13 protein-coding genes are annotated in these 15,499 nt (G+C 39.5%); 2 read left to right on the forward strand and 11 right to left on the reverse strand.

Annotation, left to right across the window (positions count from 1 at the left end; genetic code table 11):
* Window positions 1–13: 13 nt before the first annotated feature.
* On the forward strand, window positions 14–337 hold the full coding sequence (locus tag FDK13_RS13200) for a hypothetical protein (protein ID WP_137340455.1): 324 nt from the start codon (window positions 14–16) through the stop codon (window positions 335–337).
* 522 nt (window positions 338–859) lie between these two features.
* On the opposite strand, the gene FDK13_RS13205 is transcribed toward FDK13_RS13200, so the two are convergent.
* The 3 genes from FDK13_RS13205 to FDK13_RS13215 all read right to left on the reverse strand — a co-directional run bounded on the left by FDK13_RS13205 (window position 860) and on the right by FDK13_RS13215 (window position 4,639).
* Window positions 860–1,786: a glycoside hydrolase family protein gene (locus FDK13_RS13205; RefSeq protein WP_137340456.1), complete on the reverse strand. Its 927-nt coding sequence runs from the start codon at window positions 1,784–1,786 to the stop codon at window positions 860–862.
* Between the two features lie 30 nt (window positions 1,787–1,816).
* Window positions 1,817–3,136 (reverse strand): purple acid phosphatase family protein, encoded by a 1,320-nt coding sequence (locus FDK13_RS13210; RefSeq protein ID WP_137340457.1) that lies wholly within the window; start codon window positions 3,134–3,136, stop codon window positions 1,817–1,819.
* A 213-nt stretch (window positions 3,137–3,349) separates the two neighbouring features.
* On the reverse strand, window positions 3,350–4,639 hold the full coding sequence (locus FDK13_RS13215; protein WP_137340458.1) for a M16 family metallopeptidase: 1,290 nt from the start codon (window positions 4,637–4,639) through the stop codon (window positions 3,350–3,352).
* 185 nt (window positions 4,640–4,824) lie between these two features.
* Here FDK13_RS13215 and FDK13_RS13220 point away from each other — a divergent pair, with 185 nt between their 5' ends.
* Complete coding sequence (locus tag FDK13_RS13220; RefSeq protein ID WP_137340459.1) at window positions 4,825–5,820, forward strand: glycosyltransferase family 9 protein; 996 nt, start codon at window positions 4,825–4,827, stop codon at window positions 5,818–5,820.
* 40 nt (window positions 5,821–5,860) lie between these two features.
* Here FDK13_RS13220 and FDK13_RS13225 read toward each other — a convergent pair whose 3' ends face one another.
* The 8 genes from FDK13_RS13225 to FDK13_RS13260 all read right to left on the reverse strand — a co-directional run bounded on the left by FDK13_RS13225 (window position 5,861) and on the right by FDK13_RS13260 (window position 15,499).
* On the reverse strand, window positions 5,861–7,267 hold the full coding sequence (locus FDK13_RS13225; protein ID WP_137340460.1) for a tetratricopeptide repeat protein: 1,407 nt from the start codon (window positions 7,265–7,267) through the stop codon (window positions 5,861–5,863).
* Window positions 7,268–7,344: 77 nt separating this feature from the next.
* Window positions 7,345–8,343 (reverse strand): NAD-dependent epimerase/dehydratase family protein, encoded by a 999-nt coding sequence (locus tag FDK13_RS13230; protein ID WP_137340461.1) that lies wholly within the window; start codon window positions 8,341–8,343, stop codon window positions 7,345–7,347.
* A gap of 15 nt (window positions 8,344–8,358) precedes the next feature.
* Window positions 8,359–8,850, reverse strand: coding sequence for a hypothetical protein (locus FDK13_RS13235; protein ID WP_137340462.1), 492 nt, complete (start codon window positions 8,848–8,850; stop codon window positions 8,359–8,361).
* Complete coding sequence (locus FDK13_RS13240) at window positions 8,843–9,979, reverse strand: AAA family ATPase (RefSeq protein WP_137340463.1); 1,137 nt, start codon at window positions 9,977–9,979, stop codon at window positions 8,843–8,845. Before FDK13_RS13240 ends, FDK13_RS13235 begins: the two co-directional genes overlap by 8 nt.
* A gap of 104 nt (window positions 9,980–10,083) precedes the next feature.
* Entirely contained in the window at window positions 10,084–10,653 is a 570-nt protein-coding gene (locus FDK13_RS13245) for a carboxymuconolactone decarboxylase family protein (RefSeq protein ID WP_137340464.1), read from the reverse strand.
* Window positions 10,654–10,747: 94 nt separating this feature from the next.
* A complete protein-coding gene (locus FDK13_RS13250) occupies window positions 10,748–11,896 on the reverse strand; it encodes a DUF3179 domain-containing (seleno)protein (RefSeq protein WP_137340465.1) in 1,149 nt (382 codons plus the stop codon).
* An 86-nt stretch (window positions 11,897–11,982) separates the two neighbouring features.
* The gene (locus tag FDK13_RS13255; RefSeq protein ID WP_137340466.1) at window positions 11,983–13,233 is read right to left on the reverse strand and encodes an MFS transporter; all 1,251 of its coding nucleotides are present in this window, start codon (window positions 13,231–13,233) and stop codon (window positions 11,983–11,985) included.
* Window positions 13,234–13,240: 7 nt separating this feature from the next.
* Window positions 13,241–15,499, reverse strand: a complete 2,259-nt coding sequence (locus FDK13_RS13260; protein WP_170982790.1) for a CRTAC1 family protein — start codon at window positions 15,497–15,499, stop codon at window positions 13,241–13,243.

Raw genomic sequence — 15,499 nt, forward strand, 5'->3', positions numbered from 1 at the left:
ACTATAAAAAACAATGTCAATACCTGAAATTTATTTGCAAACCGCCTGGGGCGATTCCATTGATGACGTAGACATGGAAGATATCCATGATGTTATCGAAGAAACCCTTGAAATGGATGACGAAAACGGTCGCTTCTGGGTTGGAATATTTGTTGGCGATAACGAAGTCGTTTTGGAAAGTCGTAAGAATATGACAGTTCTGGGCATCTTCAACGACAGTGAAGAAGAAGAGATCGAAGCTCAGTTTGAAAGCTGGTCAGAAATTGAAGATTTATATAAATTGTTTCTGGCCAAAGATTTTGATCAGGTGGTTTCGATATTGAAGAAAAATAAGTAATAGATTATTTGTCGATAATATTACGGTGCTCTGCACCTTAGTATGATAAAGGGACCATTTCCCCTTGCTACAAATATTGCGGTGCTCTGCACCTTAGTGTGATAAAGGGACAAACTTTCCCTTGCTACAAATATTACGGTGCTCTGCACCTTAGTGTGATAAAGGGACCACTTTCCTTTGCTACAAATATTGCGGTGCTATGCACCTTAGTGTGATAAAGGGACAAACTTTCCCTTGCTACAAATATTACGGTGCTATGCACCTTAGTGTGATAAAGGGACAACTTTCCCTTGCTACAAATATTGCGGTGCTATGCACCTTAGTGTGATAAAGGGACAAACTTTCTCTTGCTACAAATATTGCGGTGCTATGCACCTTGCTTGATTATTTCTAACTATTCGTTGTTCTGCATCTTGATTATAAAGGGTGCAGAGCACCGAAATAATTGTAGCTATATCAAAATTACGGCAACAGGCCAGGTACAGCGTACCGTAATATTTGTAGCAACCGGATAAAAATCAATTAGTGAAAGTAAACATTCACCTCCGGGTGCATCGTATAAAACCGGAATTCCTTTCCGTCATTCACGGTAAATCCGCTTGATTTATTTCCCTTCAAAATCGGATTTTTATCATACTTTTTCCAGTGGATCAGATCCTTTGAAACGGCAACATTTGTCGTCCATTCGTGCCAGTCTTTGAAAGCGGATGCGTGGTAATAGGCGTAATACAATCCTTTGTATTTGATAACCTGATTGAAAGCGACGGCAAATTTGTCATATGTTTCCGGCCCGGAATTTAATACCGGCTCATCCTGCACATTTGTCCATACTTTCATATCTTTTGAAGTCGCCAGCCAAACATCAGAGTCATTTCTTTCATAAAATAAATACCAGGTATCGCCTTCTTTCCAAACAGCAGGTGTTCCAAATGGTCCTTTTGAAATCGGATTCCCATTTTTCAGACGAATATCCAGCGCGCCCTTATCGTCCCAGTTAATTTTATCTTTTGAGGTGAGCAGCCTTGCAATATCATCTTTACTTTCGGCGAACATGTAATAAGTCCCGGCAGATTTCAACACAAACATATCTTCCACCCAGGTTTTTTTATGAATAGGATTGTTTGGAAAACGTGTCCATTTCAAACCATCCGGAGAAGTTGCCAGCCCAAGATATTTTATTTCTTTGCCCGTTTTTTTGGTATAACCGCAATACCACATGTAGTAGGTTTTATCCTCTTTCAAAATAAAACCTCTTTCCCGGATTTGTTCATCCCAGGTTGCGGTATCACCGGTTGCCTTGAAAACCGGATTGCCATCGTAAGGTTTAAAATCTACGATTTCCGAAGGAAATTCTTGTGTTTCCTTCTTTTTTTTATCCACAGTTTTATCCCGCACATTCCAGCCAACTAAGGCGAGACCTGCCAAAAGCAGGAAAATATATCTTTTCATTACAGCAGTTTTTTGAATTTGTAAACTGGATTATCTTCTTTCCGGAACGTTCTGAGGTATTCGGTCAATCAGCTTGTTAATTTTACCTTTTTGTTTGATCAAATCAAAGGCATCATATAATTCTCCGGTAGCGGTTAATGTTTCAAAACTTAGCTTATCGTGATCAATCGTAACCACATGATAAAACTGTGTATAAAGTGCCGATCGATCCATCCAGTCACGTTTTTCTACATTGGAATCCGTCATTTTGGGACCGCTTACTGATACTACATACATCGTTGCTGAAACAGCGCCTTTTTGCGCCGTTGGAATTTTTGCCATTCCTCTCGCGTACGTATGGTCGTGACCCTGTAAAACGAGATCTACTTTATATTTGTCAAAAATCGGCTTAAAAGTTTCCCGCATACGTTTATTATCGCGTGTTGATTTTGGTGAAAAAATCGGGTGGTGAAAAGTTATGACCGTCCATTTGTTAGGATTATTGCTTAGAATTTTCTCTATCCAAATCCGCTGCTTTTCCAGGTATTCGTCTGATTCTTCGGCTCTGTCTGAGTTTAATGAAATGAATCTTGTCCCCTGAATATCCGCGTAATAACAGGTTTCTTCCAGGTCTGCCGGACCATTTTCCGGTAATGTAAACTGAGGCCGCCAGAAGACAGAAGTCAGCGGTTTTCCATCCGGCCCTTCATAATGATCGTGATTTCCAGGCGTTGGAAAACCCGGAATCATACTGTGAATAAATCCGCCAGCCTGAAACCAGTCGCCCCATTCTACATCACGGTTCGCTTTATTGATCAAATCTCCCGCATAAATCGCAAGTTTTGCATCAGGCGCTTTTCCATAAGCCTCACGCGCCACGCGCGACCACATGGAGCGGATATTAACCTGAACATCACCATAATAAAGAAAAGAAAACTTCTCTCCCACTTTTCCGGCTGTGTTGAAATGAATCCACTCACTCCAATTTTCTCCTTGTCCAACCCGGTAAGCGTATTTTGTATTGGGTGATAAATTATCAAAAACAACAGAATGGTAAATTGCAGTTGGCGTATCATTAAAAATTACTTTTTCTGACTTAGCCTTAATTCGTTTTACTTTATCAACAAAACGCGGATCAGCACTTGCAACAGCAATTTCAGCAAAACTTTCAGTAACCGATTCCCGTGTCCGCCAGTTGACGGCCATGGAAGTAGAAGGATCTTGCGTTGTGTTTAAAATAATTCTATCAGGTAATTCGGCAGGAATGTATGGATTAGTAGCCAACTGAGCCTTGGACGTCAAAAAAGATATCGTTAATAATAAAGCAAAGAAAATTCTGGAAAGGGAATATTGCAGGTTTGAAAACAACATTTGAAAAGCAATTTAATTGAAATAATAAACCAGGCGAAACGATAATCTGTATCGCCCGGTTACATGAAATCTGACATTAATATTACGCCTTACGAATAGAAACAGGCTATCAGGATTTCTTTGAGCTATTCATAAAATGACAAATCGACATAAAAAAACAGTTACCAACTTTCGCTGATAACTGTTTTCAATAACAATATCTACAATCCTGAATTACTCAGGAATAAAAGTCAGATAACTAAAATTCTCAGGATTGAACATATCCTGAGCGATCGTCTGCAATTGTTCCGAAGTGATTTCCTGAATTTCCGAGAAAATCTCCGGCAAAGTGTCAACCCGGCCGGTATCCAGCAAACTTTTCGCCATCATCAGCATAAAACTCATATTGCTTTCCTCCGACATCGCCAATTGTCCCATCAGCTGCACTTTTGTCTGATGTAATTGAACGGTTGACAATGGGATTTCGCGAATCCTTTTAAATTCTTTATTGATCAACGAAATACTGCGCGCCAATTGTTTTTGTTCCGTACCAAAGAAAACACCCAAAAATCCGGTGTCCAGATAAGGTGTATAATTTGCTTCAATGGAATAAACGAAACCATATTTTTCGCGCAGCGATAAGTTGAAACGGGAATTCATTCCCGGTCCGCCGAGTAAATTCACAAGCATGAAAAACGGCAGACGTCTGTCGTCTCCAAGCGCATAGGCCGGTTGTCCCATGGCGCATTGCGCTTGTGTGATCGAACGTTCTTTTTCCTGAATAATAGGTGAATAATTTCCGGGAGCCTGACGAATTCTTGTCGTTTTTTTGAATGAAATATCTCCTAAATATTTCTCAGCAACCTTAACCACTTTGGAAAAAGACAAACGGCTAACCGAGGAAATTACAATTTGTTCGGTATCAAGATTTTCATTGATAAACTGAAAAAGCTCTTCTCTTCCAAAGGAATTAACGGTATCCGGTGTTCCCAGAATATTGTTCCCCAACGCATGATCTGCAAAAACCAGCTGGTCAAAATCATCCTGAATGGCGTCTTCCGGAGAATCGTTATACATCGACATTTCCTCGATAATCACATTTCTTTCACGTTCAATCTGCTTGTCCGGAAAAATAGAATGGAAGGCAATATCCGCCAGTAAATCAACTGCTTTGTCAAAATGATCATCCAGAACAGATGCATGAAAACAAATCTTTTCTTTTGTTGTATACGCGTTTAATTCTCCGCCTACGTTTTCAAGACGATTGATGATATGGTATGAACTACGTTTTTCTGTGCCTTTGAAGGCCATATGTTCCCAAAAATGAGCCAGACCCTGCTGATGAGGCTGTTCATCGCGACTTCCGATATCAAGCATAATCCCGACATGCGCAATCTGCGTGTAAGGAACTTGTTTGTGCGCTATGCGAATTCCGTTAGCTAAGGTATGTAACTTATATTCTTCTGTTAACGCTAGTGAGGGAGTTTCGGCATTCGCACGTTTATGCATATTATTTCTCTTCATTCCTTATGAACACAAATTACCTGTCAATAATTTTCGGTACTGTCTGCAAAATTACAGACTTTTGTTTGAAAGAAAGTTTTTTAAGGACTTTCGTCAGTCGGCAATCGACAAATCACATTACAACAAATTGTATATCAATTCATTATACAAAATTGAATTGATATTTATTTTCTAACTGCAATAAAATGATTCCAAAGCGAATTCTTGTTATTCAAACTGCTTTTATAGGCGACGTAATTCTGGCAACTTCGTTATTGGAAAATTTACATCAGGGCTTTCCTGATGCCCGTATTGACTTTTTGGTAAGAAAAGGAAATGAAGGTTTGTTTGAAAACCATCCGTATTTGTCCAATGTTTTAATCTGGAAAAAGAAAGAAGGAAAATTTAAAAGCCTTTTCCAGTTATTAAAACAGATCAGAAAAACGGAATACCACTGGGTTATTAACCTCCAAAGATTTGGCAGCACCGGATTGTTAACTGGTCTTTCAAAAGCTGCAAAACGGACAGGTTTCGATAAAAACCCATTTTCATTTCTATTTACCGACAAATTTCCTCATAAAATTGAACCCGGTGTACACGAAGTTACGCGAAATAATGCATTGATTAAAGATGAAGTATCCGGAGCAATTTCCAAACCTAAACTTTATCCGTCCAATGCTGATTTTGATTTTGTAAAACCTTATCAATCCAAACCATACATCTGTATCGCGCCGGCTTCTGTCTGGTTTACAAAACAATATACAGAAGAAGGATGGATTCGGTTAATTAATGAAATTGATGATCAATATCAGATTTATCTGTTAGGCGGACCGGGAGATAATGCACTGGCTGAAAATATTTTTAGTCAGGTTATTACCAAAAACAAAGTCCAAAACCTCTGCGGAAAACTTTCGCTTTTGCAATCCGCGGCGCTTATGAAAAGCTCCGTTATGAATTTTGTCAATGATTCCGCGCCTATGCATATCAGTTCTGCAGTGAATGCCCCGGTTACGGCAGTTTATTGTTCCACAGTCCCAGAATTTGGTTTTGGCCCATTATCAGACGATTCACACATTATTGAAGTTCTGGAAAAACTGACCTGTCGCCCTTGTGGACTTCATGGCCATAAAGCTTGTCCGGAAGGTCATTTCAAATGTGCGGTTGATATCAAAACAAAACAGTTTCTTGAAGTACTGCCATAGCAGATTCAAGAAACTGTTTATATTTTTCAATCCCAAAAAACTACTTTTCCCGGTATTGTTCAATAATTCTGAACAACGCTTTTTGTTTTTCCAAATCAGGAAAAAAGTCGAATAACTGCAAATGTGCATCATAATCCAGCGTTAAAGCAACTTCCAGATTAATCAAAGCTTCACGATAATCACCGGAATGAATTTGGTAAACGGCCATACGATAGTAAAGATCCGCCTCTTCCGGCATTTCTTCAATTGCTGCGGTTAACAGATCACATGCTCTGGCATAATTTCCCTGTTCAAAAAGCACAAATGACCATTTCAGCCAGATATCAGGATTCGAAGGTTCAATTTCTGCCGCTTTTTCAAAAGCTTCAAAAGCCGAGACCACGTTGCCAACCCGGAATTCCGTTTCTGCCAATGCAAGCCAGTAATCAGGATTTAATTCTGTGATCTGGATTGCTTTTCTAAGAAAACCGACCGCTTCATACCAGCGGCCTAATTCACTAAAACAAATTCCCAACCCGTACCAGCCATCGTCCCACTGACTATCCATTTTCACCGCTTCCCGGTAATATTTGATCGCCGTTTCGTATTCGCCTAATTTTTCATAACACGTCCCCAGGCAGCAGCAGGTTTCAGTCTGTTTGCCTTCCAGTTCAATGGCCCTGAGATATTGCACCTTCGCCTGTTCATATTGTTCCAGGCTCATGTAAGAATTCCCCAACTGGAAAAAAGCCGATGCGAAATCATCCTTTACCAGTGTGGCATATTCATACGCATTTACGGCGTCTTCGTAACGTTCAAGTTTGCTGAACGCGATACCCAGATTATACCAGGCATTATGCGAAAATGGATTATTATCGACCAGCTCATGGTAATAAGCCAGATGACTTTCCAGCTCTCCGATCAGATCAAGACAATGCGCCAGTTCATACAAGGCGCTTTCATTATTAAGATTATTACGAAGAGAAAGCTTGTAATGCTGAATTGCTTCATCATATTTTCCCCAGTTCTGGTAAGTCTGTCCGATCTGGAAGTAGACTTCGTCTTTGTCTTCCAAACGGTTTAACAGGCTTTCCAAAACAGAAATTGCTTCCTCATATTCGCCCATCATATTGGAAATCCCGACCTGCATGAAAGAAATTTCAACATCTCCCGGGTGAAACAGAGAGGCCCGCTCCAATATTTCCATCGCCAAATCGTGTTCTCCACGGTTGGCATGAATTTGTACTTTATTGAGCAGAAGATCAAGTGAATAAGGAAAATCGGTTAACCCAAGCTCACAAGCCTGAAAAGCCTTATCCCACTCTCCTTTTTCCAGAAAATACTCCGTCACCTTCTCATATGCATCCAAATCAAAAAACTCCGACTCATTGGTTTTAAGCATTCGCTCAAACCGGAGCAATGTTTCTTTCATGTAATCTTTTCTTTCCCCGAAGTTTTTCTCCATCATACGGATTAGTAGGTTAGAGTTGAGGGTATTTTACACCACACAATAATAAAAGAAAGTTAAAAATAAATCCGGTTTATTCAAATCCTGCCGGTTAAACTTTCGCATACACGTGCAATCGTTTTCTCAATAGGTTGAAACTCAAACCCGATTGCTTTTTGAATTTTATCACTGTTGTAACGAAAGCGACGAGCACTCGATTGTGCTGTTTCTTTAGTGATCAACGGCTTGGTTCCCATCAGCCAGGTACGTACTGCTTCCACACGCCATATGACAGCGGCCAAGCCAGAACCAACCTTAAAGGATGGTCTTTTCTTTCCCATAGAATCAGCAATATTGAAAAACAGGGATTTATAAGAAATACTTCCCGCATTCAACAAAAACCGTTCTCCGGAAATTTCTGAAAAAATGAGTTTATAAACGACCTGGGCAACATCCAGCACATCAACATAATTTGCTATCCCTTCTGTATAAAAAGGTTTTTCATTATGCACATAACGGAATATTTGTGTGCTGCTTTTTGACCAGTCGCCTTCACCCAATATTAATGTAGGATTTACAATTACGGCATTTAATCCTTCGGCAATACCGCGCCAGACTTCCAGCTCGGCTAAATGTTTCGATTTTGCATATTCCGAATTTTCAGGAGAATCTTCCCAGCGCTGTTCCTCATCAATGATAAGATCTTCACCAGGAGTAATTTTGCGCGAATCAGGACGCCCTAAAGCTGCGATGCTGCTTACGTGACAAAACTTTTTTACATCATTCTGGAGGCAGACATTTACAACATTGGCAGTACCTTCCATGTTGACTTTGTACATCATTTTGCGGTCGCGGGGTACAAAAGAAACCACTGCGGCTGTGTGAATTACAAAGTCAATATCTTCAATTGCTTTTTCCAGCGAACCGATATCCAGCACATCACCTTCAACCCATTCGATTTTATTATCCAAGTCTGCCAGAAGACTTCTGTCAGAACCTGGACGAAAAAGCGCAAAAACCGTATGATTTTCTTTAAGAAATAGCCGTGCAACAGCACTTCCAACTAAACCTGTGGCACCGGTAATAAGGATTTTCATTAAAGTAATTTTATTTTACCCGACAAGCTCGTTTAATATGCTTCTTATTTTAACAAAACCCGGGGCATTTTGGTTGTCCAAAGCGACAAGTAAAGTCTGAAAATTTTCATCTTTTTCAATCTGTAAACTTTTCAGCCTGTTTCCTAACGACTTGACATCTTTAGGAAACCCGAAATCCGTCAAATCAATTCCAACCTGATCGGCATTCCAAACAAGAAAGGATTCAATCGCTTTTTGAATAACAATCAGATATTGATCTTTTCCCAATTTCTTATTTAAAATCACCTTATCCCCTGAATCAATTATTTCAAAATCATCAAAATAAGGAGGAATTCTTTTATCCTCGTCTACAAATCCAATAAGTTTGGTTGTTCTATTTGCCTTACGCATGATGACGCCTACATCTGTATAACCTGGCGCATGAATAACACGAGAATCATTTTTAGTAAGAAACAAAACCAAAGTTGTATCTGCATGACATTCCTGAAGAAATCGAAGGTCAGGCATTCGGTTCGAATTTATTCAAATTAAAGAAAATGTCGATACTGTAATCCTGAACTTCACGAAGCTCGTCAGCCGTCAACACTTTGACATGAGTTTGAAAATCTTTGTAATAAGTAAGTATCACATTCAATTCAGAATCGCCCAGTTCCTCCACCAGCGTCTGAAGCATGTAAGGACTATGTGTGCTGATGAAGTATTGATTATCTTTTTTCGATACAATTCGCTCCGCAAGCTCTTTAACATAAGGCGGAAAAGAATGAACTTCCGGCTCTTCAAAAATTAATACCGAATTGGTATTCGATTCTATGGCCGCAAGGTAAAATATGAAGCGTTGGAAAGTGTCTGCTACTGATGAATAAGGATATTGATAGATATAACCGTCAACCAATTTTTGAACAAAAAACTTTTTGTCTATTTTTGAAAAAACGAATTGCAAGCCATAGTCGTTTTTAAATAGCTCGACGATCTTTTGTTTGAGGGTGTCTGTATTTGTAACAATATCAAAAATATTCCTACCATCCGACATTAGTAAATTGTCTTCTAATACCTCCTTTCCGGCCAAAGAATCATTTCTAAATTCGTACTTCATTATGGAAAACAAATCCTCCATAAGCTTGATAGAATTTTTTGTTTTGCTTAATCCATCGGAAAATATCTGAAAATTATTGTCTACCAATAAGAATTGCAGAAGTGACTTTCCAACATCAGTTGCATTGGGCAAGCTGTATGGTAAACTTATCCCTTCTGAAAACTCACTTTCTACCTTATTTTCTGTCTGACTAATTTCCTGATATATTAAATAAATCCCAGGCTCAACTCCATCCGTATTTCTTCCTAATTTAAATAAATCAGCTTTGTATATTATTTTCTCATTAGTTACTATACCAATAAACAAATTGTTATTCTGATCATTATCAAAATGCAATTCACTTAAATCTTCAAATCTAACAACACTTTTCTCCCCAGGAATTGGATTTAAAACCCGTGGATTCAAAAGCCCAACCCCTTCTAAAATATTCGACTTCCCCACATTTGGTTTACCAATAAAAACATTCACCCGTTTACAATCAAGTTCAAGTTCCTTGATTGATTTGAAGTTTTTTATTTCCAGACGGCTGATAAAATTATTCATGAATAAGTTTCTTGCATTATTTTCAAAACTTCGAAAGATACATAAAATCCGCGTTTTAAGATTTGCTTAGTTATTCTTAAATCATTTCATTGAATATTGGATTCTCACTTCCCGATACTTTTCAAAGCATCAAACCCCGCATAACCTTCTTCGGCAATCCTGATTCCACGAGGAATATAACTTTTCGGATCGGTAGGGGCCCATGTCCCCAAACCATCAACATAACGATTGAACATACAAAAAGCAGCGGCAATCAAAACCGTATCATGAATTTCAGAATCGGTTGCGCCTTCATTTCTGGCTGCTTCAATCTGATCTGGCGTTACATTTTTTCCACCTTTCTGAACACTTGCTGCGATGGCGAGTAGTGTTTTCATTTTTACAGAAATCGGAGCATTCTCAAAATTCTTTTTTACCTGACTGATCAAAGTTCCATCATCTTCGAGATAACATTGCGCAGCTGCACCATGCACACTTTGGCAAAATAAACAGTCGTTCAGGTACGAAACGTAGGTTGCGATTAACTCACGATCACCGCGGGTCAAATCATTATCCGTTTCTCTTAACAAAGCTTCCGCCAATAAATTAAGCGGACGTGCAGTTTCCGGCCTGAAAGCCATTAGTCCACGAATACCGGGAAGCTGATTTTCTTCTGGAATGCTGATGTAGGCCATTTTTTAGTGGAAAATTGAAAGTGGCGCCGCCTGGTTGAGAGCGGCGGCAAAATTGAAAGTTGGTTTCATGGCTAATAAAACACGTTTCTTTCTATTAGTATTTTTCTGTTTCAGGATGAAAAGTTTGCCAGCTGTGCCAGAATTCCTGGTAGGCATTAACCGGTTTCAGATCAGGATTTTTTTCGGTATTAATATTTTTCCCTAACAGATTGTAAGATTTGGTACCAAGATAAAGCGTATCATTTTTAAGAATAACTCCCTCAGATTCCGATGGCCTTGCAAAGGCGAAAAAGCTTTTATCGTCTGATGCAAGCACGAGTGTCGTTGGCTGATTTCCCACAACGCTATTAATTATCCTTTCTCTTCTCAAACGGTTCCAGTCAAATGCTTTGCTTGCTTTTCCGCTTTTAATACCTACAACCCAGGATTTATCTTTCCAGGAAAGTGAATCCGTTTTGGTGAGTGCCGATTTCCCTTTTCCACTTTCATATTTGCTCATCGAATCATATTTCGCCTGGAAAGCCGGATCCGGCTGCATGATCAACGTATTCGGATGTAAGGCGATCCATTCGGATAAGGAAGTTTGTGTACTATTAATTTCTGGTAATGTTTTTCCTTTTGAAGAACCTGTAATCGCTTCACCATTTGCTTGTCTCCACCAGCTATGCGTTGATTCATCTTCAAACATCGCATTGAAATGATCCATACCAACCAACCGGAAAAGTTCAGGTTTATTATCAACAAGCGGTTCAAAAACTCGTCCTGTGCGGCAAACGGTACAATATGTGACAATAATTGGCTTTCCGTTCAGATTATCCTGAACCTGATGGTGATAACCAATAAATTGAATCGGATAAGCTTTTGCTTCCCCATTTTCGGTTACGCCAATAATTAACCTGTCTTGGTCGACTTTGTTTTCAGACGCATTTTTTAACAACAAGGTTTTAGGCTGATAAAACATCGTGTCCGCTGCCATTTCAAAATTGGTGGCATAAGCGATCCCTGCGGTTATCAAAAGCAACAAAGCAGGAATCCATTTTCTTTTTGCTTTGAAAACACTTGTCGCTCCAATTATAATTAGTACTATAAAGAAAATCCTGAATGGCCAGCGCCAGGTATGCAGGAAATAGGCCATATCAATGCTGTTCATGCGCTGACTTCCCGGCATGGGCATAATGAAATAAACTTTGGCTATTTCAAATAAAATAAGACCGATAATTCCGAGGTAAAATATTTTTTTCATTTGATCTGTTTTGTTATCGTAAAGTTGATGTAATTTAGAGAAACGGACTCGTCAAATGACAAGCCCGTTTGCTTGAATTAATTAACCTATGATAAATTCTTTATATTGCTTTCCGGGTCTCTGCTGAGCCAGGCAGTAATTAATGCGATCAGAAATGGTATTGAAAAAACTAGTAATGCGTTGCCAAAACCTCCTAAAACCGTAACCAGTGCTCCTATAAAAAATACAGCAGTAGCGGTAAAAAAGCGTCCGATATTAAAACAGAATCCCGTTGCCGTAGCGCGGATAATTACCGGAAATAATTCAGGAATATAACTGGATAAAGAGCCCTGGCTGATTCCAAAAAATAACGCCAGTAACGCTGTTTCTAAATAGATGATTTTAGAAAAGGTATGATTTGTAATAAATAAGAGACAGCATACGGCAATACAACCTGTGAAAGTGATCATCAATGTTTTTCTGCTTCCAAGATTTTTAACCAGAAAGCCCGATAAAACACCGCCGATAATTCCACCCATCCCCAAAAGAACCATGGTTAACCCACGTTCTTTTTGTCCATCCTGACCAACCGCCAGTAGCGACTGTACCCACGTTGGAAGCCAGGAAAAAATCCCCCAAAGCCCGATTAGCACGGCACCAAAAATGACAGATCCTTTAATCAGATTGGAACGATTTGTTCCATCAAAAACACTTTCCGGGGTTTTTAATGGAGCAGATTTTATCATTTGCCATGCATGTGATTCCGGCGCTAAAAACAGGATTAATAAGGCAATGGCAATTGGAAGTAATCCAAGCCCAAATGCAGGCCTCCATTCTGAAAAGATCATGTTCAAACTTCCCGTGGCGACAATACCAATCGGAAAAGAAACAGCCAGAATCCCGAGCATGACCGGACGCGTTTTCTTTTCCCAGATTTCTGAAATATAAACGGTTGAAACCAAAAGTACTCCGCCAACGCCCATTCCCGTAACAAAACGAAGTCCCATTAACGAATACCAGTTTGGTACTATAACAACAAGGCAGGTACCAATACCATAAAGTGCTGTACAAAAAGCCAAGGTTTTCACTCTGCCGACACGGTCGCTTACCAGTCCGAAAAGCAATCCGCCAAACATCCATCCATAAAGAAAAGTAGCGTTGATAAAAGCGCCGATTTCTCCCATTTCTGCTTCCGAAATTTCTCTGTGCATTAGATCAGGAATAGCAACGGGTAAGTAAACGGACATCAACGTCGATACTGTGCCGCTGAGAATGTAGGTGATCATGCAAAGTGAAAACACAAGCCATTTCCGTGCGGCTACCGTTTCAATTAAAAAAGTTTCGTTTAGTGTTTCCATTTTCGTCTTATAAGATTTTGGGTGTATTACAAACAGGAATGGAAGTATTTAAACCCATATAACTGAGTTTTTTTAGCTTGATCGCCGCTATTGTTTTTTCACCTTCTTTAATTTTATAAAGTTGATTTGGTTTTACATTTTTAAATATTTCAGGCTGTTTTTCACCTACCCAGCTAATTGCGATTTCATCAATTAAAGCAGCATTTCCGATACCAATTTCTCTTCTTAACGGCGATGCTCCGAAACTGCCACCAGAATTTAAATCCCGGTAAACAACCCGGTTCAACCCATTTTCTTTGAAACTGATTTTGATTCTTGCCCCTATCGCAGAACGATTACTTTTTGTTCCTTCCAAGTCCAGTTTTATCCAGTTATTGGCGTTTTTCCCGGGATTCATATACAAAGAATTGTTGTAGGCATCGCCCTTGTAAGCTCCGCCAACTTCAATAAAAATATCCTGATCGCCATCGTTATCCATATCAGAAAAAGCCACAGCATGTCCTTTTTGAAGATTCCCGACTCTTCCTGAAATCGTGACATCGGCAAACCTTTTGCCATCAATATTTTTGTAAAGTTTATTCGGAATAAGTGAAGTATAATCAGGATTTCCCGTACCCAGATACATATCCAGATATCCGTCATTATCAATATCCCCGAAATTTGAACCCATTGCAAAAACGCTGTGATTCAATCCCGCTTCTTCGGAAACATCTTTAAAAGTACCGTCGTGATTATTGCGGTACAAATACATTTTGCTTGATTTATTCGGGATATTCAACGCATCCGTCGCCACAGAATAGGCAAGCGTTCTATCCATTTGATAACCACATACGAAGATATCCTGCCAGCCGTCGTTGTCATAATCCCAAAACCAGGTAGGGAAAGTGGATGCACCAATATTTCCAACGCCGGAGATTTCGCTTGCGTCTTCAAATCTCAGTTTCCCATTGACAATACCTTTATTTTTCAAAAGTACTTTATACCCCGACATGGTAGAAATAAAGATATCCTGAAAGCCGTCATTGTTATAATCAGCGGCGGCTACACCTTTAATAAATGCATTCACATTACAACCCGCCTCCACAGCAACATTCGTAAACTTTCCGTTTTTATCACCTAAATATAGTTCACAACCATGCTGCTCACCCTCCTTTGCCGTTTCATTTCCAATGAATAAATCCAGCCAGCCGTCATTATTAAAATCCCTCCAGATACCGGCCTGAGTCGGATGCAAGGAAAACAAACCACTTTGAATCGTTACATCCGTAAAAGTGTTGTCTCCGTTATTTCTGAATAAGGAATTTGGCTGTTTCCCAAATTCACCTGCCATCCAGGCGCCACGCAAAACCAGAATATCAATAAATCCATCATTGTTATAATCTGCCTGAATCATGTTGAGGCCGCCTTTGAAGCGTTCAAGACCTGATTTCACAGAAATATCTGTGAATGTTCCATCCGAATTTCCTTTGAAATAATGCATACTTCCATCCAAACCCCAGTCGGACGTTACGATATCATTGTAACCGTCATTATTCAAATCGTCAATCACAACACCTCCCGCTCTGTTACGTTTGTTCAGTCCAAGCTGCGGCGCAATATCTTTAAACGGCTGTATATTTACCTCTGTCGGATCCTTATCCAATCCGGAAATCAGCCATTTTGAAGGAACATTTGCCGGATATTCACCCAAAGTCATGTACGCTATATTCAAAAGCCAGCGCGCTTCATAATCCTCAGGATTCTTTTCAAGTATGCCAGAGTAAACTTCAATAGCCCGGTTTGATCCTGTTTTAATCGTATGAATTCCCGTATTCACGATAGGAATAAGACATGATTCGCTGGTGTGGTTTCTCACACAATTCTGACGCTCACCCAAACGCATATTGGCTATTCCAAGACTTCCTTTTAACAAATCCGCATACGGCGTAAATTGAATATTAGCTAACGGTGAAATCTTTTCAAGGATATCAACTGCTTTCTGCTCTTCACCCAATTTAAGATATGCAATGGCAGACTGGTGCTGCATTACAAAACTTTTGTAAACGTCCACGTTAGTGTTATTCACAGAAGCGTAAAAAGCCAGTTCTGCTTCCGGACAAAATGGATTTAACTTATTAAAATTGTTAGTATTAATCTCATTTAGGACAGAAATCATTTTTTCTTCATTTTCCTTTTCGTGTCCACAGGAAAACAGGAACATACAAAAAGCAAAAATCAGAGCTTTTCCTGAGCTGGTTAAAATGAATACAGAGTTGGCTTTTTTCAT

Origin of the sequence: Dyadobacter frigoris (assembly GCF_005280585.1) — a bacterium.
GTDB lineage: Bacteria > Bacteroidota > Bacteroidia > Cytophagales > Spirosomataceae > Dyadobacter > Dyadobacter frigoris.

Excerpts from the sequence above, each read along its gene's own strand:
- FDK13_RS13225 (WP_137340460.1), bottom strand. The coding sequence starts at position 7,267 with ATGATGGAGAAAAACTTCGGGGAAAGAAAAGATTACATGAAAGAAACA.
- FDK13_RS13220 (WP_137340459.1), top strand. The coding sequence starts at position 4,825 with ATGATTCCAAAGCGAATTCTTGTTATTCAAACTGCTTTTATAGGCGAC.
- FDK13_RS13205 (WP_137340456.1), bottom strand. The coding sequence starts at position 1,786 with ATGAAAAGATATATTTTCCTGCTTTTGGCAGGTCTCGCCTTAGTTGGC.
- FDK13_RS13200 (WP_137340455.1), top strand. The coding sequence starts at position 14 with ATGTCAATACCTGAAATTTATTTGCAAACCGCCTGGGGCGATTCCATT.
- FDK13_RS13250 (WP_137340465.1), bottom strand. The coding sequence starts at position 11,896 with ATGAAAAAAATATTTTACCTCGGAATTATCGGTCTTATTTTATTTGAA.
- FDK13_RS13260 (WP_170982790.1), bottom strand. The coding sequence starts at position 15,499 with ATGAAAAAAGCCAACTCTGTATTCATTTTAACCAGCTCAGGAAAAGCT.
- FDK13_RS13240 (WP_137340463.1), bottom strand. The coding sequence starts at position 9,979 with ATGAATAATTTTATCAGCCGTCTGGAAATAAAAAACTTCAAATCAATC.
- FDK13_RS13210 (WP_137340457.1), bottom strand. The coding sequence starts at position 3,136 with ATGTTGTTTTCAAACCTGCAATATTCCCTTTCCAGAATTTTCTTTGCT.
- FDK13_RS13235 (WP_137340462.1), bottom strand. The coding sequence starts at position 8,850 with ATGCCTGACCTTCGATTTCTTCAGGAATGTCATGCAGATACAACTTTG.
- FDK13_RS13255 (WP_137340466.1), bottom strand. The coding sequence starts at position 13,233 with ATGGAAACACTAAACGAAACTTTTTTAATTGAAACGGTAGCCGCACGG.
- FDK13_RS13215 (WP_137340458.1), bottom strand. The coding sequence starts at position 4,639 with ATGAAGAGAAATAATATGCATAAACGTGCGAATGCCGAAACTCCCTCA.
- FDK13_RS13245 (WP_137340464.1), bottom strand. The coding sequence starts at position 10,653 with ATGGCCTACATCAGCATTCCAGAAGAAAATCAGCTTCCCGGTATTCGT.
- FDK13_RS13230 (WP_137340461.1), bottom strand. The coding sequence starts at position 8,343 with ATGAAAATCCTTATTACCGGTGCCACAGGTTTAGTTGGAAGTGCTGTT.